23 protein-coding genes are annotated in these 20803 nt (G+C 38.5%); 18 read left to right on the top strand and 5 right to left on the bottom strand.

The genetic code is table 11. The annotated features are described in order from the left end of the window. Positions 1 to 2: 2 nt before the first annotated feature. Positions 3 to 1007 carry a DNA polymerase III subunit delta gene (gene holA, locus ABI125_06910; GenBank protein ID XCF07582.1) on the bottom strand — a complete coding sequence of 335 codons (1005 nt, stop codon included), beginning with the start codon at positions 1005 to 1007 and terminating at the stop codon, positions 3 to 5. Between the two features lie 128 nt (positions 1008 to 1135). Between holA and ABI125_06905 the strand changes: the two genes are divergently transcribed. The 6 genes from ABI125_06905 (at position 1136) to ABI125_06880 (ending at position 7027) form a co-directional block, all read left to right on the top strand. After that, entirely contained in the window at positions 1136 to 1582 is a 447-nt protein-coding gene (locus ABI125_06905; protein XCF07581.1) for a type I restriction enzyme HsdR N-terminal domain-containing protein, read from the top strand. Further along, entirely contained in the window at positions 1579 to 2568 is a 990-nt protein-coding gene (locus ABI125_06900) for a glycosyltransferase family 2 protein (protein XCF07580.1), read from the top strand. The genes ABI125_06905 and ABI125_06900 overlap by 4 nt, the downstream gene beginning before the upstream one ends. 176 nt (positions 2569 to 2744) lie before the next feature. Beyond that, a complete protein-coding gene (locus tag ABI125_06895; GenBank protein XCF07579.1) occupies positions 2745 to 3584 on the top strand; it encodes an OmpA family protein in 840 nt (279 codons plus the stop codon). A 141-nt stretch (positions 3585 to 3725) separates the two neighbouring features. Further along, the gene (locus tag ABI125_06890; GenBank protein ID XCF07578.1) at positions 3726 to 4499 is read left to right on the top strand and encodes a DUF1080 domain-containing protein; all 774 of its coding nucleotides are present in this window, start codon (positions 3726 to 3728) and stop codon (positions 4497 to 4499) included. 224 nt (positions 4500 to 4723) lie between these two features. After that, positions 4724 to 5215 (top strand): T9SS type A sorting domain-containing protein, encoded by a 492-nt coding sequence (locus tag ABI125_06885; protein XCF07577.1) that lies wholly within the window; start codon positions 4724 to 4726, stop codon positions 5213 to 5215. A 6-nt stretch (positions 5216 to 5221) separates the two neighbouring features. Next, positions 5222 to 7027 (top strand): hypothetical protein, encoded by a 1806-nt coding sequence (locus tag ABI125_06880; GenBank protein ID XCF07576.1) that lies wholly within the window; start codon positions 5222 to 5224, stop codon positions 7025 to 7027. A gap of 98 nt (positions 7028 to 7125) precedes the next feature. Here the strand turns inward: ABI125_06880 and ABI125_06875 are convergent, their stop codons facing one another. Continuing rightward, the gene (locus ABI125_06875; GenBank protein XCF07575.1) at positions 7126 to 8073 is read right to left on the bottom strand and encodes a phosphoribosylaminoimidazolesuccinocarboxamide synthase; all 948 of its coding nucleotides are present in this window, start codon (positions 8071 to 8073) and stop codon (positions 7126 to 7128) included. Between the two features lie 142 nt (positions 8074 to 8215). Next, entirely contained in the window at positions 8216 to 9169 is a 954-nt protein-coding gene (locus ABI125_06870; protein XCF07574.1) for a PhoH family protein, read from the bottom strand. Positions 9170 to 9325: 156 nt separating this feature from the next. On the opposite strand from ABI125_06870, the gene ABI125_06865 reads away from it, so the two are divergent. From ABI125_06865 to dnaN, 6 genes are all read left to right on the top strand, one after another. Next, complete coding sequence (locus ABI125_06865; protein XCF07573.1) at positions 9326 to 10219, top strand: SAM-dependent chlorinase/fluorinase; 894 nt, start codon at positions 9326 to 9328, stop codon at positions 10217 to 10219. 13 nt (positions 10220 to 10232) lie between these two features. Further along, positions 10233 to 10529, top strand: a complete 297-nt coding sequence (locus ABI125_06860; GenBank protein ID XCF07572.1) for an antibiotic biosynthesis monooxygenase family protein — start codon at positions 10233 to 10235, stop codon at positions 10527 to 10529. A 72-nt stretch (positions 10530 to 10601) separates the two neighbouring features. Then, positions 10602 to 11321 (top strand): gliding motility-associated ABC transporter permease subunit GldF, encoded by a 720-nt coding sequence (gldF, locus tag ABI125_06855; GenBank protein ID XCF07571.1) that lies wholly within the window; start codon positions 10602 to 10604, stop codon positions 11319 to 11321. Beyond that, positions 11318 to 11803, top strand: a complete 486-nt coding sequence (locus ABI125_06850; protein XCF07570.1) for a hypothetical protein — start codon at positions 11318 to 11320, stop codon at positions 11801 to 11803. The genes gldF and ABI125_06850 overlap by 4 nt, the downstream gene beginning before the upstream one ends. Next, on the top strand, positions 11796 to 13463 hold the full coding sequence (gene gldG, locus ABI125_06845; GenBank protein ID XCF07569.1) for a gliding motility-associated ABC transporter substrate-binding protein GldG: 1668 nt from the start codon (positions 11796 to 11798) through the stop codon (positions 13461 to 13463). The genes ABI125_06850 and gldG overlap by 8 nt, the downstream gene beginning before the upstream one ends. Positions 13464 to 13631: 168 nt before the next feature. Next, complete coding sequence (dnaN, locus tag ABI125_06840) at positions 13632 to 14750, top strand: DNA polymerase III subunit beta (protein ID XCF07568.1); 1119 nt, start codon at positions 13632 to 13634, stop codon at positions 14748 to 14750. A gap of 124 nt (positions 14751 to 14874) precedes the next feature. On the opposite strand, the gene ABI125_06835 is transcribed toward dnaN, so the two are convergent. Then, entirely contained in the window at positions 14875 to 15213 is a 339-nt protein-coding gene (locus ABI125_06835) for a DUF4870 domain-containing protein (GenBank protein ID XCF07567.1), read from the bottom strand. Positions 15214 to 15290: 77 nt separating this feature from the next. Further along, positions 15291 to 16133, bottom strand: coding sequence for a universal stress protein (locus ABI125_06830; protein XCF07566.1), 843 nt, complete (start codon positions 16131 to 16133; stop codon positions 15291 to 15293). Between the two features lie 242 nt (positions 16134 to 16375). Here ABI125_06830 and ABI125_06825 point away from each other — a divergent pair, with 242 nt between their 5' ends. From ABI125_06825 to ABI125_06800, 6 genes are all read left to right on the top strand, one after another. Further along, positions 16376 to 17128, top strand: a complete 753-nt coding sequence (locus ABI125_06825) for a DUF3108 domain-containing protein (protein XCF07565.1) — start codon at positions 16376 to 16378, stop codon at positions 17126 to 17128. A gap of 29 nt (positions 17129 to 17157) precedes the next feature. Beyond that, positions 17158 to 17529, top strand: coding sequence for an FUSC family protein (locus tag ABI125_06820; GenBank protein ID XCF07564.1), 372 nt, complete (start codon positions 17158 to 17160; stop codon positions 17527 to 17529). Between the two features lie 124 nt (positions 17530 to 17653). Further along, positions 17654 to 18706 (top strand): M28 family metallopeptidase, encoded by a 1053-nt coding sequence (locus ABI125_06815; protein ID XCF07563.1) that lies wholly within the window; start codon positions 17654 to 17656, stop codon positions 18704 to 18706. Positions 18707 to 18759: 53 nt separating this feature from the next. Beyond that, the gene (locus tag ABI125_06810) at positions 18760 to 19779 is read left to right on the top strand and encodes a M28 family metallopeptidase (GenBank protein ID XCF07562.1); all 1020 of its coding nucleotides are present in this window, start codon (positions 18760 to 18762) and stop codon (positions 19777 to 19779) included. A gap of 76 nt (positions 19780 to 19855) precedes the next feature. Continuing rightward, entirely contained in the window at positions 19856 to 20245 is a 390-nt protein-coding gene (locus ABI125_06805) for a hypothetical protein (protein XCF07561.1), read from the top strand. Positions 20246 to 20307: 62 nt separating this feature from the next. Next, positions 20308 to 20625, top strand: a complete 318-nt coding sequence (locus tag ABI125_06800; GenBank protein ID XCF07560.1) for an antibiotic biosynthesis monooxygenase — start codon at positions 20308 to 20310, stop codon at positions 20623 to 20625. Positions 20626 to 20803: the final 178 nt, after the last annotated feature.

Below are 20803 nucleotides of genomic sequence, written 5' to 3'. Positions count from 1 at the left end.
AATTAATTTAAAATACGAACCAAAAGTTCCTTTAACAAATCGCCCTGCGGTACTGCATTGGCGCCTACCCCTTTTCCTTTAACATCAAACTCTCTTAGGGTAGCCACTACCATACTGACTTTCCGCATAGGGTAATTTCGTGCCGCATCAATATATTCGTTTACAAAATAAGGATTGATTTTTAGCGCTGAAGCTACACTGCGAGGTGACTTATCCTTCAATCCATGAAACTGCAACAGTTGCGAAAAGAAATTGAATAACAGAGATACCGTTACAACCATGGGGTTATCCTTTGGGTTTTCACCAAAATACTTTACAATTTTAAACGCTTTAGCTGCATTTCGTTCGCCTACGGCCTTCCGAAGCTCAAAATTGTTATAATCCTTACTTATCCCAATGTTTTCTTCTATGTGCTCGGGAGTAATCTGCGTGCCTTTCGGCAGAATGATTTGAAGTTTCTCAAGTTCATTGTTAATCTTGCTCAAATCGGTGCCCAAAAATTCCACCAACATTTGAGCAGCTTTTGGGGATATATCATATTTTTTAGGCGATAATACGCGGCGGATCCAATCGGCCACCTGATTTTCATAAAGCTTTTTACTTTCGTAAACTACCCCAGTTTTTTTAAGGGTTTTATAAAGTGCCTTCCGTTTATCAATTCTTTTATACTTATAGTTTACCACCAAAACTGTTGTGGGCTGAGGATTTTCGGCATATTTAGCCAATTTTTCGATGGTTCGCGACAAATCTTGTGCCTCTTTTATAATCACCACTTGGTATTCGGCCATCATCGGGAAACGCTTGGCATGGCCCACAATATCCTCAACGGCAACATCGCGACCGTAGAGCACCATTTGATTAAAACCCCGCTCTTCCTCGCTTAAAACGGTATCTTCAATAAAATCTGAAATCCGGTCTATATAATAGGGCTCTTCGCCCATTAAAAAATAAATAGGTTTCAGTTTTCTGTTTTTTATGTCGGTAACCAACTGTTTTACTTCGTCCAAATCTTCTAAAATATCAAATCTTAATCACAAAATCCCAAATGGAACAAAACGGTATCCGTGGAATTTATCACCATAAATTGGTATTTACTGTTCTGTAGTTTAACTTTGAAAAATAAACGCAACAACTTTTGCAAGCACTCAATTTTCCGCAGTATTCATTTCGATTCAAAAATAAAGAAAATAAAGTTTCTATTTTTGATGGTATCCGTAAAAAGTTCGTGGTTTTGCAACCCGAAGAATGGGTAAGGCAGCATTGCATCCAATATCTTATTGAAGGGAAAAGTTTTCCAAAATCGTTGATTAACGTTGAAAAAGAGCTGACCATCAACAATTTGAAAAAACGTTACGACATTGTGGTGTTCAACCCCAACGGAAGTATCCATTTAATTGTGGAATGCAAAGCGCCTTCCGTTACTATTGACCAATCTACGTTCGACCAAATTGCGCGGTATAATTTAGAATTGAATGCCACTTATTTAATGGTCACCAACGGACTGAATCATTATTTTTGCCAAATGGATTTTGAAAACGAACGCTACCAATTCTTAAAAAATATCCCCGATTATACCCCATGAACATTGCCATTGTTATATTAAATTGGAATGGAAAAGCGCTATTGGAGCAGTTTTTGCCTTCGGTGGTTGAGCATTCAAAAGAAGCCACGGTTTATGTGGCCGACAATGCCTCGACCGACGATTCCGTGGCTTTTGTTGAAAAAGAATTTCCATCAGTAAAAATTATAAAAAATGCCGAAAATGGGGGGTATGCCAAAGGTTACAACGATGCTCTGAAGCATGTTGAAGCTGATGTGTTCTGTCTATTGAACAGCGATGTGGAAGTAACCCAAAATTGGTTGCAACCTGTAATAGATACTTTTAAAACGCACCCCAACACAGCCATTATCCAACCCAAATTATTGGATTTCAAAAAGAAAGACCATTTTGAATATGCCGGTGCTGCTGGAGGTTTTATCGATAAATTTGGTTATCCGTATTGCCGTGGACGTATTTTTAATACTGTTGAAAAAGATTCGGGACAGTATGACGACGTTTCCGAAATTTTTTGGGCCTCAGGTGCCTGTCTGTTTGTGAGAAGCCATGTGTTTGATGAATTAAACGGCTTTGACGAACATTTTTTTGCCCACATGGAAGAAATCGATTTGTGTTGGCGGGCCAAAAACCTAGGTTATTCAGTAAAATATGTAGGCGCTTCAGCGGTTTATCATGTTGGTGGAGCCACGTTAAGCAATTCCAACCCCAAAAAAACGTTTTTAAATTTCCGGAACAGTCTATTTGCCTTGACCAAAAATGCGACTAGCCCTATTCTTGTAAAAATTGGAGTTCGCCTAATTCTTGACGGCGTGGCAGGAATGAAATTTCTATTGGAGCAAAAGCCACGGCACCTCTTTTCAATTTTAAAAGCACATTTTAGTTTTTATAAAAGTCTAGGGAGGCTACTACAACAAAGAAAAGCAACTGTAACCAAAACTAAATATTACCAAAAAACTTCGATTGTTTTCAGCTATTTCATCAAAGGAAACAAATATTATAAAAAGCCTTAAAAAGGGTTTGACACGAAGTAAACCGTCAATTATTTAATAGTATTCGCACATTAATAATTTCTTATTCGGAAAGCAGCCCATTAATGCGTAAAAATTTTGTTAAAAACTTTAAATGGCGCGTTTTTTGTATATTTTTGTTGAAACAATTAACACGAAATATTAATCCTTTAATAATTATGAGAAAAATTTTATTGCTTAGTGTATCTTCAATGATATTCTTAAGTTCATGTGTATCAAAAAAATTATATACCGATCTTCAAGCCAAACAAAAGGAAACTCAAGACCTTTTAAATTCTGCTACGGTTAAATTAAACTCTTGCTTGGAAGAAAGAGCTTCCGCTACCGCCAGATCTCAAGCTTTGGAAGAGCAAGTTGAAGATTTAAGAAACTACAACGACAACCTACAAGTACTTACTGCTAAAGGCGCTTCAAACATTGAGAAGACTTTAGAAAGTATGAAAGAAAAAGATTTAAAAATCACCCGTTTACAAGACGCCCTTACAAAAAAGGACAGTGTTACTTTAGCTTTAGTAACCAGCTTAAAGCGAGAGGTTGGCATCAACGACCCAGATATTGAGGTTAACGTTGAAAAAGGCGTGGTTTACATTTCTATTGCCGATAAACTTTTATTCCAAAGTGGAAGCTACTTAGTTACCTCTAGAGCTAAAGAAGTTTTAGGAAAAGTTGCTACAGTTGTTAACGGAAAACCAGATTTTGAATGTATGGTTGAAGGACACACCGATAGCAGATCTTACAGCAAGCCACCCTTGTTGGATAACTGGGATTTAAGTGTAAAACGTGCTACATCTGTGGTTAGAGAACTACAAGAATTAGGCGTTAGCCCAGGCCGTTTGGTAGCTGCCGGACGTAGTTCTTACGTACCTGTTGCAGATAACGATACTGCCGAAAACAGAGCTAAAAACAGACGTACTCGTATTTTGGTATTACCAAAAATCGATCAGTTTTACGATATGATCGAAAAAGAAATGAAAAATTTAGCTGCAGGTAACAACTAATCTGCTTTTAAAATAATTTTAGAAAAGCTCAACCTTTTTAGGCTGGGCTTTTTTGTTTTCAACATTCTGGCCTGCCAAAGTATATTTTCATTAGATTTATAGTTTTGTAAACATATTTCATCAATTAAATTCCGAAAAGACATGCTTCAGAACAGCCATACTGTATACCGATTACTATTTATTTGTTTAACTTTTATTTCTTTATATAACTGTAAAAACAGTTCAAAAACAGACTCAGAAGGTTTTGTTAGTATTTTCAACGGAAAGAACCTTGAAAATTGGAATGGTGACCTCACCTATTGGAGTGTAAAAAACGGCAATCTGGTTGGCGAAGTCACCCCAGAAACATTGCTTAAAAGAAATACCTTTATTATTTGGCAAGGTGGTAAACCTTCAGATTTTGAACTGAAATTGGATTTTAAAATTTCTGACAAAGGCAATAGTGGTATCAACTACAGAAGTACCATGATTGATTCACTCCCATTTGCTTTAAAAGGCTACCAAGGCGATATGGATGGCCGAATGAGATATACTGGAATGAACTATGAAGAACGCGGAAGAACCACATTGGCCAGTCGTGGTGAAAAAACCACTGTAAACCCACAACCCAAAAACCAAAGCCCGGACTCACTGAGATTAAATGTAAAAAACAACAGATGGCAAAGTTTGGATGTTGCTGAATCATTGGGCAGTGCCGATGATTTGGCAAAACATATCAAAACCTATGATTGGAATACTTTTCACATCATCGCAAAAGGAAACCGACTGAAACATTTTGTTAACGGCATACTCATGAGTGATGTTACCGACAACGACCCAATAAATCGCTCAAACTCTGGTTTTATTGGAGTACAAGTACACACTGGCCCTCCAATGAAAGTGGAGTTTAGAAATATAAAATTGAAGGAATTATAGAAATACTAATTAGAAAAGTAGCCACTTAAAAAAACAGCTTACGCCTCCTTCTAAACACTGATAATACCCCCCCAGTACTAAAACCAAAATTTAAGGTATAGTAACCTTAAAAAAATTATTTTTTTTGTAGGATTTGTTTTTATTAAAATAAAAACATTACATTTGAACGGACTTTTAAAACACTTTATCGACAACTTATTTAATAACCTCAAATCCAACCTTTAATGAAACAGCAAAGAAAAAAAGCCCTAAAACTGGCTTTAGCGACGGCCTTTTTTGGATTGGCAGCTAACCAAATGGATGCCCAGCAGACAATGGTTGCCTCTGGAAATAATGCTACCGGCAGCGGAGGCAGTATCAGCTACTCCGTAGGTCAAATGATTCATGTAAACAACTCTAGCGAAGATGGCTCGGCCATACAAGGCATTCAATTTGCCTTCGACGATGCTAACCTGAGCATTATTGATCTACAAACCAATTTTGAAATTACAACCTATCCAAACCCAACCACATCGATTCTTAATGTTAACATAAACGGAATCGAGGAAGCCCCTATGGATTACCAACTATTTAATACATCGGGACAAATAGTACGAAAAGGACGCGTAAATGGAAGCTCGACAAAAATTCTTGTCAACGACCTGCCAACCGCTTCCTATATTTTAAAAATACAAAATAACCAAACCACAAAATCTTTTAAAATCATCAAAAATTAACCTACCATGAACAAACCATTACAATTTTTAACCGCTTTTTTCTTTGCCCTCACACTAAGCTTAAACGCACAATCTCCCGAAAAATTAAGCTACCAAGCCATTGTTAGAAATTCGAGCAACACTATCTTGTCCAACCAATCGGTGGGTGTACAAATAAGTATTTTGCAAGGTACGGCCAATGGCACGCCCGTTTATGTTGAAACACAAAATTCTACCAGCAACGCTAATGGCCTTATCAACCTAGAAATTGGTACCGGAAATTTAGTTAGCGGGGCTTTTAACACTATTGAATGGGGCAACGACACGTATTTTATAAAAACTGAAATTGATCCTAACGGAGGAAACACTTACACTATTACTGGCACTAGCCAACTAATGAGTGTACCCTACGCGCTGCATGCCAAAACGGCCGAGAGCATTTCTGGTGGTATTAATGAAACCGATCCTACTTTCACAGCTTCGGCGGCTGAGGGTATTACAAGCACAGACATCATTAACTGGAACAATAAACTTTCTGCTGAAGTAGATGGCTCTGTAACCAACGAAATTGAACTGCCAACCGGTGGAAACGACGGGCAGGTTTTAAAAACCGATGGTAGTGGAAACTATGCCTGGATTGACCAAACCACAGATACCGACACACAACTGAACGAAACGCAAGTAGATGCTTTCGTAGCGAATAATGGATATTTAACTGCTGAAGTAGATGGCTCTGTGACCAACGAAATTGAACTGCCAACCGGTGGAAACGACGGACAGGTTTTAAAAACCGATGGTAGTGGAAACTATGCCTGGATTGACCAAACCACAGATACAGACACACAACTGAACGAAACGCAAGTAGATGCTTTCGTAGCGAATAATGGATATTTAACTGCTGAGGTGGATGGCTCTGTGACCAACGAAATTGAACTGCCAACCGGTGGAAACGACGGACAGGTTTTAAAAACCGATGGTAGTGGAAACTATGCCTGGATTGACCAAACCACAGATACAGACACACAACTGAACGAAACGCAAGTAGATGCTTTCGTAGCGAATAATGGATATTTAACTGCTGAGGTGGATGGCTCTGTGACCAACGAAATTGAACTGCCAACCGGTGGAAACGACGGACAGGTTTTAAAAACCGATGGTAGTGGAAACTATGCCTGGATTGACCAAACCACAGATACAGACACACAACTGAACGAAACGCAAGTAGATGCTTTCGTAGCGAATAATGGATATTTAACTGCTGAGGTGGATGGCTCTGTGACCAACGAAATTGAACTGCCAACCGGTGGAAACGACGGACAGGTTTTAAAAACCGATGGTAGTGGAAACTATGCCTGGATTGACCAAACCACAGATACAGACACACAACTGAACGAAACGCAAGTAGATGCTTTCGTAGCGAATAATGGATATTTAACTGCTGAGGTGGATGGCTCTGTGACCAACGAAATTGAACTGCCAACCGGTGGAAACGACGGACAGGTTTTAAAAACCGATGGTAGTGGAAACTATGCCTGGATTGATTTACCTTCTGGTGGTGGTCCAGTATGGGTAGCTACAGTAGTAAACTCAGATACGACATTAACTACCGAAAACCAAATTGCTACTGTACCAGGTACATCAACAGTATCACTACCAGCATCACCTTCAGAAGGGCAAAATATATGTATACATCATGTAAACGGAACAATACTTGATCCTAATGGAAAAACTCTTCAAGCCAATCCCTCTTTAAACATTACAACCCCTACTTCTTTATCAGGTGCTGGCATAATTCACATTATCTATGTAAATGGAAAATGGTATCTATTATAATTAATTCCTAATATTTTCGTTAGTAAAAAAGGTGCTTAATTTAAATCATGCACCTTTTTTACTATGAATACCAACACACGAGAGAAGTTCATCTTCCTCTACTTCAAATACTCCAAAACATTAGCTTCTATCCTACTTTGGATATCTGAAACATCGGCTTTTACAAAAGTTTCGCCCGTAATGTTTTCGTAAAGTTCGATATAACGGTCTGAAACCGATTGGATGTATTCGTCGCTCATGTGAGGGACGGTTTGTCCTTCCAAACCCTGAAAATTATTACTGATTAGCCATTGGCGAACAAACTCTTTTGAAAGCTGTTTTTGCGGTTCGCCTTTTTCTTGACGTTCCTCATAGCCTTCGGCATAAAAATAACGTGAGGAATCCGGTGTGTGGATCTCATCAATCAACACGATTTTTCCATCCTTAGTTTTTCCAAATTCATACTTGGTATCCACCAAAATCAATCCGCGTGATGCGGCTATTTCAGTTCCTCTTTGAAACAGTTTACGCGTGTAATCTTCCAAAACCAAATAATCTTCTTCTGAAACAATACCACGTTTTAAAATGTCTTCCCTAGAAATGTCCTCGTCGTGGTCGCCCATTTCTGCTTTAGTGGCCGGGGTTATTATAGGTTCGGGAAACGCATCATTTTCTTTCATCCCTTCTGGCATGGGCACCCCGCAAAGCAAACGTTTACCCGCTTTATATTCGCGTGCCGCATGGCCACTCATGTAACCACGAATAACCATTTCTACCTTAAACGGTTCACACAAATGCCCTACGGCTACATTCGGGTCTGGAGTTGCGGTGAGCCAATTGGGCACCAAATCTTCGGTAGCAGCCATCATTTTGGTGGCAATTTGGTTTAATATTTGTCCTTTGTACGGAATACCTTTAGGCATCACAACATCGAAGGCCGATAGCCTATCGGTGGCTATCATGACCAATTGCTCGTCGTTTATATTATAAACTTCCCTAACTTTTCCTTTGTAAACATTTTTCTGCTTTGGGAAATTAAAATTGGTATCTATTATGGTATTGCTCATTTTTTTTTAATTGAATTTTGAAAATTTTTAATCTGCTAAATTAAGACTATAAACTGTTTTAGCCCCGATTGAAGCGGCATCCTTTTTTGCCCTTAAAAGCAAAAAAGATATAGCGGAAAGCGGGATTAGCTTCTAATAAAAATTAATCTCTATTTTCTATACTTTTGTAGGCTTCGATAACCTTTTTAACGAGTGAGTGACGAATAACATCTTTATCGTCTAAAAATATCATGCCCACGCCTTCTACATTTTTAAGGATTAAAAGCGCTTCTTTTAAACCTGAAATGGTACGACGCGGTAAATCAATTTGTCCTGGATCGCCCGTTAGCAAGAATTTGGCATTTTTACCCATACGCGTTAAAAACATCTTCATTTGCGCATGAGTGGTGTTTTGTCCTTCATCAAGAATAACAAATGCATTATCGAGTGTACGTCCACGCATAAAAGCCAAGGGCGCTATTTGTATGGTACCGTTTTCAATATAGTGCGCCAATTTTTCGGGAGCAATCATATCACGCAAGGCATCGTAAAGCGGTTGCATGTACGGATCCAGTTTTTCCTTTAAATCGCCCGGAAGAAAACCTAAATTCTCACCCGCCTCTACTGCTGGACGTGTTAAAATAATACGCTTTACTTCTTTATTTTTTAAGGCTTGAACTGCCAATGCCACTCCCGTGTATGTCTTTCCCGTACCGGCTGGGCCAATGGCAAAAACCATATCGTTCTTCCTGATAGATTCTACCAGCTTGCGTTGGTTGGCCGTTTGTGCTTTTATCAATCGACCACCAACGCCATGAACAATGACTTCGCCACTTTTTTCGGATGTACTGTAATCATCACTGCTTTGGCTTGTTAATACGCGCTCTATGGTATTTTCGTCTATTTTATTGTATTTACCGTAGTGCTTAAAAAGCATAGTCATTCGGCGGTCAAATTCCTCCAGCAACTCTTCATCTCCAAAGGCTTTAATTTTATTGCCGCGCGCTACTATTTTTAATTTGGGAAAGTACTTTTTTAAAAGTTCGATGTTGGCATTTTGGGCTCCAAAAAATTCTTTCGGAGTAATCTCTTCAAGTTCAAGAATAATTTCGTTCAAAGGCTTAAAATTATTTTAATAATTCTGTTCATTAAATAGCTTCATTTTGTGCTAACGGACAAAAATGATTTCTTAGTTTTGTGTAACTTTTAACTATAACCCAAAAATACATAAATTTGGGAAAGGTTTTACGAAAAACATATCAACAATTTGCCTATGGCAATCATAACATTAACTACCGATTTCGGACAAAAAGACCACTTTGCTGCTGCAACCAAAGGCGCTATTTACAGTGAGTTGCCCGATGCCAAAATTGTTGATATCTCGCATGCCGTATCGCCGTTTAACATTCCCGAAGCGGCTTACATCATTCAAAATGCCTATGGTAGTTTCCCAAAAGGCACTATCCATATTATCGGAATCGATTCGGAACTGAATCCAGAAAACAAACACATTGCCATAAAACTGGACGACCATTATTTTGTGTGCGCCAACAACGGGATAATGAGTATGATCTGCTCTGAAATAGCGCCTCAAAAAATTGTTGAAATCAATATTCACGATCGGGTACAAACTAGTTTTCCGGTGCTGGATGTGTTTGTAAAAGTGGCCTGCCACATTGCCCGCGGAGGTACATTAGAGGTTATTGGTAAGGCTATTGATAACATAAAGCCCATAAAGAACATAGTGCCCTATGTGAACGATACCAAAACGCAAATTATTGGCAGTGTTATTTATGTGGACAACTACGGCAACGTGATTACCAATATTAAAAAGAACTTTTTCGAAACCATACAAAAAGGCAGGAATTTTGAAATTTTGGCCCGCAATTATCGCTTTAAAAAAATATACGATAAATATAGCGGTATTGTAAACTTTGAAATTCCAGAAAACAAACGCCACGACGAAGGCCGCAAACTAGTGGTGTTCAACTCTGGAGGTTTTTTGGAAATAGCGCTTTACAAAAGCAACAACAGTACTGTTGGCAGTGCCTCTAGCCTTTTGGGGCTTAAACCTATGGATGCCGTAAGCGTTAGTTTTATGCCCGACCCGGTTGTTCCGCAGGGCGTGGAAGCCATACAAAACATCACAAAAGCTGCCGATTATTAAATAAAAAAAAATTATGCTAGTTAGAATAGTAAAAATGGGGTTTTACAAACAAAATATTGAAATATTTCTCGATAATTTTGAAAACACCAAAAGAGAAATCAGGGCTTTTGAAGGCTGTACCTTTTTAGAACTTTACAGAGACAAAACCAACCCCACTATTTTTTTTACTTACAGTTATTGGGAATCTGAAGAAGCTTTGAACAACTATAAAAAATCAGAACTATTCAAACGGGTTTGGGGCAAAATAAAACCGCTTTTCAGCATAAGGCCAGAAGCTTGGAGTGCCGATAAATTGGAAACATTAGACTAAAACAAAACAACCTGAAACCTGAAACCTGAAACCTGAAACCTGAAACCTGAAACCTGAAACCAAATAAATTAAATGTTCGCCATACTTAAAAAAGAAATCAACTCGTTTTTTGCATCGCCCATTGGTTATTTGGTTATTGCCATTTTTTTGGTACTGAACGGTTTGTTTCTTTGGTTGTTTAAAGGAGAATTTAACATACTAAATTATGGCTTCGCCGATTTGTCGGCGTTCTTTTTATTGAGTCCGTGGATTCTATTGTTTTTAATCCCGGCCGTGACCATGCGCTGCTTTTCCGATGAAAAAAAACAAGGCACTTTAGAGCTATTGCTTACCAAACCCATTTCGGTTTTCCACATGGTGCTTGGGAAATATTTTGGAGCTTTCATTTTAATAATTATCGCATTAATGCCCACCCTACTCTATGTTTACACGGTTTACCAATTGGGCAATCCCGTTGGAAATTTGGACATGGGCAGTACCATTGGTTCTTATTTCGGACTCCTATTTCTAGTGGCCGCCTACACCAGTATTGGCGTGTTTACTTCCACCTTGTCCGATAACCAGATTGTCGCATTCATTTTGGCCGTTTTCATCTGTTTCATCTTTTATATCGGAATGGAAGGCGTGGCCGATTTCACCTCAAGCAACTTTATTGAGCAATTGGGGATGAATGCCCATTACAAAAGCATGAGCCGCGGTGTTTTAGATACGCGCGATATTGTATATTTTTTAAGCATCACACTTTTCTTTTTAATGTTAACCAAGCTAAAATTAAACACCGAGCGCAAATGATTATAACAGGAAGCTTTGTTATTTTATTGGCCATCGTTTTCATTTTGGTTTGGTTATTTATGAATACTGTTGACCATAGAAAATGGCTTACTTTTTTAGTGAGTTTGGTGTTGGCGCCATTGGTTTATTTTTATGTGTTTTACCCGTTACTGAACATTTTTAGCAGTTACCACCATCAAAAACACTTTAATGCTAAAGCTTGGAAAGAAAGTCCTGCCCTGCGTTACGAAATGAGCCGTGAGATTTTAAACGACAGTATATTTATTGGGAAAAACAAAACAGAGGTAACCCAATTATTGGGAGAAAGCGAATGGTACGGATGGGATGATGCGCTAAAAGCCAACTCGTCCAATAAGTGGAATTACAATTTAGGACTAAAACCAGGGGCGTTCAATAATATGCAGGAATGCATCGAGTTGCAATTTGAAAATAACAACGTTGAAAGCGTTAGATTATACCAATTAGAAAGAACTTTTGAATAAATTAACAAAACATATCGCCTTGCTTATTGTGGCTTTGGCAGCTATCAACCTGCTGAGCAGCAAACTTTACAAACGTTTTGATTTAACGGCCGACAAACGTTACACGCTAAGCGAATCGGCCATCGACATTATTGAAGATATCGACTCGCCCATTGTAGTGGATGTATTTTTGGAAGGAAACGATTTCCCTTCTGAATTTAGAAGATTGCAGAACGAAACGCAACAACTTCTCGAAGAATTTCAAGCTAAAAACAGCAATATTGTTTTTAGTTTCATCAACCCGTTGGAAGATGAAACCACGCGCGAACGCAACATACAACAGCTTACCCAGCGTGGCTTAACGCCCATGCAACTCAGTGTTCAGGAAAGCGGAAAATCGAGCCAAGCCGTTATTTTTCCGTGGGCCTTGGCCAGTTATAACGAGCAAACCGTAACCATTCCTTTGGTAAAAAATAAAATTGGCGCCTCGCAACAGGAATTGGTGAGTAACTCGGTTCAGCATTTAGAATATGCTTTTGCCGATGGCTTTAGCAAGCTCACAAAACCCAAACGCAGAAAAATTGCCATTTTAAAAGGTAACGAACAGTTGGAAGACAAATACATTGCCGATTTTGCCAAAAAACTGGGCGAATATTATTTTATCGCGCCTTTTACCTTGGATAGCGTTGCCAGTAATCCACAGAAAACACTAAAGGATATTGAGGCTTTCGATTTGGTGATTTCTGCCAAGCCCACCGAAGCTTTTACCGAAGAAGAAAAACTGGTTTTGGACCAATATACCATGAACGGCGGAAAAAGCCTTTGGCTGATCGATGCCGTTGTAATGGAAAAAGACAGCCTTTACAATGCCAGCGGAAAAAACTATGCCGTGGCCCGCGACCTAAACCTCACCGATTTTTTCTTTAAATACGGTGTGCGCATCAATCCCGTGATGGTTAGCTCTCTATTTTCCGCCCCCATTACCGTCGCGATGGGGAGCGGCAGCGAATCGCAGTTCCAACATTTAAAGTGGCCTTATTCACCGTTGGCCGGAAGTTACAACAACCACCCTATTGTTAACAATCTAAATTTGGTGAAATTCGATTTTGCAAATCAAATTGACACCTTAAAAAACAATGTTGAAAAGACGATTCTTTTAGAGTCGGCTCCCGTTTCAACCCTTGAGGGCACGCCACGCGAAGTAAATTTGGATATTGTCACCAAAGCCCAAGACCCCGAACGTTTCAACCAAGGCAACCAATCTTTGGCCGTTCTTTTGGAGGGCGAATTCCATTCCGTTTATGAAAACCGCATCAAACCCTTTCAACTTTCCGAAGTAAAAAATATAAGCGCCCCTACGAAAATGATTGTGATTGCAGATGGCGACCTTATAAAGAACGATGTGGTTAGAAATGTGCCACAAGAATTGGGATTTGACCGTTGGACGGGACAAACGTATGGCAACAAAGAATTTTTGCTGAATGCCGTAAACTACCTTTTGGACGACAACGGACTTATAAACATTCGTTCGAAGGAAATTGCCGTAGCCTTTTTAAACCAACAAAAAATTGCAGACCAAAAAACCATGTGGCAGCTAGTAAACATTGTACTTCCGCTGGTTTTATTAAGTCTTTTCGGGCTTGGCTTCAACTACTTTAGAAAGAAAAAATACAGCGCTTAAATGTTAATAAGTTTGTTTCGAAATCAATAAGGTTTCGAATATATTTGTACGTAACATAATTTCAATTTTAATTAATCGTTAATCGGAAGAAATTATTGGGCATCAATAAAAAAATGACGATGCCGCACTATTTGTTTCGCTTAACCATTGAAAACATTAAATCCTCAGATGAAATTTATAGTATCCAGTACTTATTTATTAAAGCAATTACAAATATTAGGAGGCGTAATAAACAGCTCGAATACCTTACCCATTTTAGACAATTTTCTTTTTGAATTAAACGGTAATCAATTAACGGTTTCTGCTAGCGATTTAGAAACCACCATGGCTTCTACCCTTGATGTGGAAAGCGATAGCGAAGGTAGCGTGGCTATTCCTGCACGTTTATTGCTCGATACTTTAAAAACATTCCCAGAGCAACCTTTAACTTTTGTTGTGGAAGAAAACAATACCGTTGAAATCAGTTCCAACCACGGTAAATATGCCTTGGCTTATGCCGACGGTAACGAATTCCCAAAAGCTGTAGCGCTTGAGGATCCGAGTAAAACTGTTGTAACGGGCGATATTTTGGCCACGGCCATTAGCAAAACTATTTTTGCTGCCGGAAACGACGATTTACGTCCCGTAATGAGCGGCGTATTTTTTCAATTTTCAACCGAAGGATTAACTTTTGTGGCTACCGATGCCCATAAATTAGTGAAATATACACGAGCTGATGTTAAGGCCAACCAAGTTGCCGAATTTATCATGCCCAAAAAACCTTTGAATCTTTTAAAAGGCATTTTGGCAGCTAGCGAAGATGATGTAACGATTGAGTACAACGACTCTAACGCAAAGTTTACTTTTGAAAATTCTGAATTGATTTGTCGATTGATTGATGGGAAATACCCCAATTACGAAGCGGTAATTCCAAAGGAAAACCCAAATAAATTGGTAATTGGCAGAAATCAATTTTTAAATTCGGTTAAGCGTGTTAGTATTTTCTCAAACAAAACCACACACCAAATACGATTAAAAATTGCCGGTGCCGAATTAAATATTTCAGCCGAAGATTTAGATTACAGCAACAAAGCCGAAGAACGCTTAACTTGCGACTACCAAGGCGACGACATGCAAATAGGGTTCAACTCGCGTTTTTTAACCGAAATGCTGAACAACCTTAACGCCGACGATGTACAATTGGAAATGAGCATGCCCAACAGAGCTGGTATTTTAACCCCTGTTGACGGCTTGGACGAAGGCGAACAGGTTACCATGCTGGTTATGCCCGTTATGCTCAACAATTAAATACTAAACCACTAAACTAAGCTAAATAAACCGTTGCTTCGGCAACAAAACCAAAAAACGCTCACTTAAAAAGTGAGCGTTTTTTTTTACTATCCAAAAATCTGTCCTTATTCAAGAACATACACTAACTAATAAAATTAAAGGATAATGGGTATGTGGGTATTTCGCCCTTACTGGCTTTTATGGCATTTATTATCGGAAAAATAATGGCTACCAGTCCTAAAATCAAAAAGCCCAACAGCCCTAAACCGAACAGTAAAATTAGGGGTACGCAAATAATGCAATACACTATTAAACTGAGTTGAAAATTGATGATATTCTTTCCGTGGGCATCCATTTGGTAAACTTTGTCTTTTTGGGTTAACCAAAACACCAAGGGCAAAAGCAAACTACCAAAACCAATAACCAAAGTTATCAGCTGGCTTAAATGGGTAATGACTATTAGTTGATTATCTTCTCTCATGATTTTTATACATTTTTTTGATTGACATTAATATGACGTTTAAAAAACAAAAATGTTACATGTGTTCACTTAAAATATCAATCTTCGTTATGCATCACCAAAAAAGGAAGATTCATTTTAAAAGCCAAATTCTCAATGGGTTCATTAGAAAACAGTTGCTCTAAAAATGAATGGTGCTTACTAACAATACATAGTAATTTTACGGAATGGGTTTCAATATAATCGTGAACAACCTCATATAAATTATTGCCACTAGCTGCCAAAAATTCATGCTCAGCCAGAGGAAAATGGCTTTTAATAAAATTGGAAGCAAGTGTTTGGAGCGCTTCTTGTTCTGATAAGGTCCCCGTGCTCAACAATTTCAATTTCGCATCGTTTTTTTCAAGTAAATAGTTTAAAACCTTAAGACTTTTAGGTTGCAACGCCTTTAGATTATTGATGAGAAAAGCCAAACTGTTTAATGAGGAATAACTGCAATGCTTGGGAATGGCCAAAACCGGAACATCACAATGCTGCATAACACGAACGGTGTTACTTCCAAAAATCATTTTTTCGATTCCCGAAGTCCCTTTGGTACCCATAATAATAAAGTCAATATCATTTGTATCTGAAACTTGATTGATGGCATCAGCAAAATTGTCGTAATCCACCAGACCGTTGAAACTATGATTCGGATTTGAAAAATTAGTCTTTAAATCGGAAATCAAATTGTCAACAGATTTCTTTGCCGATTCAATCAGTGTTTTATAAACGGTTGAGGAGGGACTAACAATCATCATATCGTCAGTGATATACGAAGATGCTTTTTGCACGTTCAAAATATAAAACTCACAACTTTCCGACTTCAACAAGGCCATAGCATAATTAATGGCACTTACTGAATTTTCAGAAAAATCGGTAGGCAACAATACGCGTTTCATATCCTTAAATTTTAAAATTCAGCTCACTCCAAAAAGACGACGTAAAACCACGACGCTTTAAAACAACACTATAAAAAACTGATATACTTATAAATGTACGGAATTTTACAATATCAAACCATGATAAAAATCAGTAAACGCGAGTGGGTATCGACCACAAAAAATTAGCATAATAATTTTAAGCATCGTATTTTCGGCACAATAAATGATAACAAGAACGTTTATATCTTAAACAAAAAAATATGCTCCGTATTTTAATCGCACTAACCTGCTTTATTTCTGTTTCGCTCGGCGCGCAGAACAACGCCATTGGCTTTAACGAAACACTTACCTACACCGCTGCCTACAACATGTCTGGCATACTCACCGACCTGGCTCAGGTTACCATGGAAACCAGCCCGGTAAAAACATCGAAAGCCACATTATTACGCTTAAAATGTACCGCTACCACTTATAGTAAATGGGACAATTTCTTCAAAATAAGAGACCTTTACGAAAGCTATGTAAACCCAAAAACCTTAACCCCGTATTTGTACAACCGCGATATTAACGAAGGTGGTTACTACAAAAACATGAAATACACCTACAGCCATAAAAGCGGAACGGTAAAAACCGTCATGAAGAAAAAAAGCCACACCGAAAACAAAACCGTAAATATTGGCTCGGGCACAAAAGATATAATTTCTACCATGTATTTTATCCGTTTAATGGATTTTGAAAGCATGTCCGCCGGCACCAATAAAACTTTCCCCATCATTTTCGACCGTGAAGAATTTAAAGGCGCCATTACCTATTTAGGAAAAGAAACCATCAGTACGGCTATTGGCAGCAAAAGCTGTTACAAACTGTCTATTGGGTCGAGCGAATCGGGAGCCGTAAAAGGCACGCTTTGGCTCACTGCCGATGCCAACAAAATACCCGTTTACGGCAAGTTTAAAATACCTGTGGGTACGGGCGAACTTAAAATTAAATCGGCCACAGGCTTAAAAAATTAAATCTGACAATTCAACAAAAACATTAACAGATGAAAAAATTGTTTACCATTTTGGCCGTTGCAGCCTCAATATTAGCTATAATTTTGGCCGTACTTCCTGTTTCAAATCTTGCGGTTTTCCCATCAATTGCGGCTCTCATTTTCGGTTTAGCTGCTTTCTACTTGTCAAAAAAAACAGGTAAAGTGAAAAAAATCATTCAGTTTTCATTTTTGTTGACTATTATGGCATTGGCACTCACTACCTACAAGGCTATTTTTACCGAAACCGAAGTGGCCAATACAGACGATTTAAACGCCAAAGAGACCCAATTGGAAGAGCAAGCCATAGAGGAATTGGAAGACCTTGAAATCGAAGAGATTGAAATAGACGAAAGTGAACTGGAAGATATTACTATTGAATAGCAGCTAACTCCTCATTTTTTTTATATTTGTCGTAATATTTATATGAAACTCGCATACTAAAAGTTTTCCTGCCCCAGAGAATGTTTTGATTGTAAGTTGCATGGGATTAAACCTATAAAACAACATGAAAGCCCTCTGTACCCTCTCTCTCATTACATTGGTAGGCACTTGTGCTACACCAAAGTACACCACCAAAATACAAAACATAAAAGACAGCATTATACTTACCGACAGCGTTTTGGTAATGAAATATGCCAGCACAATTACGGCAAACGAGCTTAAAACTAATCTATATCAGTTTTGTTCCGATGAATTTGAAGGCCGAAAAGTGGGCGAACCCGGACAGAAAAAAGCAGCGCTATATTTAAAAAATTACTACCAAAGTCAAAGTATTGCTTCGCCATTTAGAAACGACAAATACTTCCAAACGGTGCCATCAAATTTTATGAACGATAAATATGAAAGTTCAGAAAATGTTTTGGCATTTATTGAAGGCACCGAAAAACCAGGCGAAGTCGTTATCGTTTCAGCGCATTTAGACCATTTGGGAGTATCTGAAAACGGAACCATATATCCAGGAGCAGATGATGATGGCTCGGGCAATGTTGCCCTGATGGAAATGGCACAAGCTTTTAAGATAGCCAAAAATCAAGGTTATGGTCCAAAAAGAAGTGTCCTTTTTCTCCATTTAACCGCCGAAGAAGTAGGGCAATTGGGGTCCAATTATTATGTATCGCATCCCGCTTTTCCATTAAGTCAAACCATAGCTAACCTCAACATCGATATGATTGGCCGGGTGGACGAACAGCAAAAAGACAATGAAAATTACATTTATTTAATTGGTTCCGACCGATTGAGCAAAGAACTGCACTACCTCTCGGAAAAAGTGAACAGCACCTTTTTCAACATCGACTTAGACTATCGGTACAATGCTGAAAACGACCCCAATCATTATTATTCCCGATCAGACCATTATAATTTTGCGCTACAAGGTATTCCTGTTATCTTCTATTTTAATGGGGTACACGCCGATTACCACAAAGAAACCGACACCCCAGATAAAATCAACTTTCCGCTTTTGGAAAAACGCACGCAACTCATTTTTGCCACAGCCTGGCAAATTGCCAACCAACAGCGCCGCTTGGTTACCGACCAATGTAACGAATTGTTAAAATAGCCTAAAGTTCTGTTGGGCTACATACATTTTTCGTATTATAGTAAAATTTAAAAATGACACCCTTGAAAATTTTAGCACTATTCCTTTCAGTTACCATATCGATATCGTCCTGTAGCAACGGGCAAAATAAAAAGACTCATACCCAAGCACCTTCCCCTGAAACATACGCCAAAACCATCACGGCATCCGAGCTAAAGGAAATGCTTTACACCTATGCTTCAGATGATTTTGAAGGGAGAAAAACGGGCGAACCCGGACAAAAAAAAGCTATTGAATTCATCAAAAAACATTATGTTGAAAACGGTATCGCTTCGCCCATTGCCGAAGGTGATTACTTTCAGGAAATTCCATCGTCGTTTTTTCCAAGTGGCATTGCCGACTCCGAAAATGTTTTGGCCTATATAAAAGGAAGTGAAAAGCCCGATGAAATTGTAGTGATTTCGGCACACCTCGACCATGTGGGTGTAGCAAAAAATGGCGATGTTTACAATGGAGCCGATGATGATGGCTCAGGAACCGTAGCCATTATCGAAATGGCTGAAGCTTTTAAAGCAGCCGAAAAAGCGGGTCATGGACCTAAACGCAGCATTCTATTCCTGCATGTTACGGGCGAAGAATTGGGACTTTACGGTTCAAGATATTATGCCGATGTCGATCCTGTTTTTCCGTTGGAAAACACCGTTGCCAACTTAAACATCGATATGATTGGCCGAGTGGATGACAAACACCAAGGCGGAAAAAACTACCTCTACCTTATTGGATCGGATAAATTGAGCACCGAACTGCACGAGCTTTCGGAAGCCATCAACAAAAAATATTTTAATTTGGAATTCGATTACACTTTTAACGAAGATGACGACCCCAACCGATTTTACTACCGATCGGATCACTACAACTTTGCCAAGCACAACATACCCGTTATCTTTTATTTTAATGGCACCCACGCTGATTACCATAAAACCACCGATACACCCGATAAAATCAATTATGGATTTTTGGAAACCCGAGCACGTTTAATTTTTTATACCGCTTGGGAACTGGCCAATCGGGAGGAACGTGTGAAGTTGGATTAAGACTTATTTTTAAAATTGCAGTACTTTCATAAGCAACCTTTTAATTAAGTGTTCGTCTTATAAAAAAACAGTTGACATGCAAAAAAATATAACATTGGCCTTAATCGGACTTTTAATTTTGAACTGCTCAAAAGAAAACGACAATTTAAATCCAAATGTAATTGGCACCTGGAATTGGGTTAGCTCATCTGGAGGAATTATGGGCAATACAGAAAATCCCGAATCAACTGGAAATGAAAGAAAACTTGAAATATCAGCAGACTCATTATATTTTTACTTAAACGGCCAACTCAATTATAAAACTAAATATAGCATTGAAGTTAGGGAATCTATTATTTTTAATGAACCCCGAACAATGATTGTTAATGAAACTGGTTTTAAGAAAATTATTGATTTTAATGGAGATACTCTATTATTAACAGGAGACTGCTATGACTGTTACGTAAATGAATATATTAAACAGTAGAATCCTACCGAACATTTAATTAGAATCAAAGTCTTTAGTTGCATCAACTAGATTAAGAACAAATGTTAGCACAAACACCCACTCCGCCCTATTATGCCGTAATTTTTACTTCGGTAAAAAATGAAGAGGATAAAGGGTATTCCATAATGGCCGATTTGATGGTGGAATTAGCCAGCCAACAAGATGGGTTTTTAGGTATTGAAACCGCCCGAAACGATTTAGGCGTCACCGTATCGTATTGGCGGGATGCAGACGCCATAAAAAAATGGAAAGCCCATGCCGACCACCAAATCGCACAAAAAAAGGGAAAAACCCATTGGTACAAACAATACAAAGTCCGTATTGCAAAAGTAGAGCGCGACTACGATTTCGGGCTATAATCATGAATATCCGTAATCAATTATAATACTGCCCGTCTCCCAGAACTTGTTTTAGGATATCATTATAAAATTGTCACTCTCAAACAACAGGAGATGCTGAATCAAATTCAGCATGACAACAACATACTACAGCCAATAAAAAATAAAACCGTGTTTTATAAAACAAAAGAAGCCCCTC

The organism is Tamlana crocina, assembly GCA_040429635.1.
Classification (GTDB): Bacteria; Bacteroidota; Bacteroidia; order Flavobacteriales; family Flavobacteriaceae; genus Flavisericum; species Flavisericum crocinum.
This window is presented reverse-complemented; position numbering and strand designations above follow the sequence as displayed.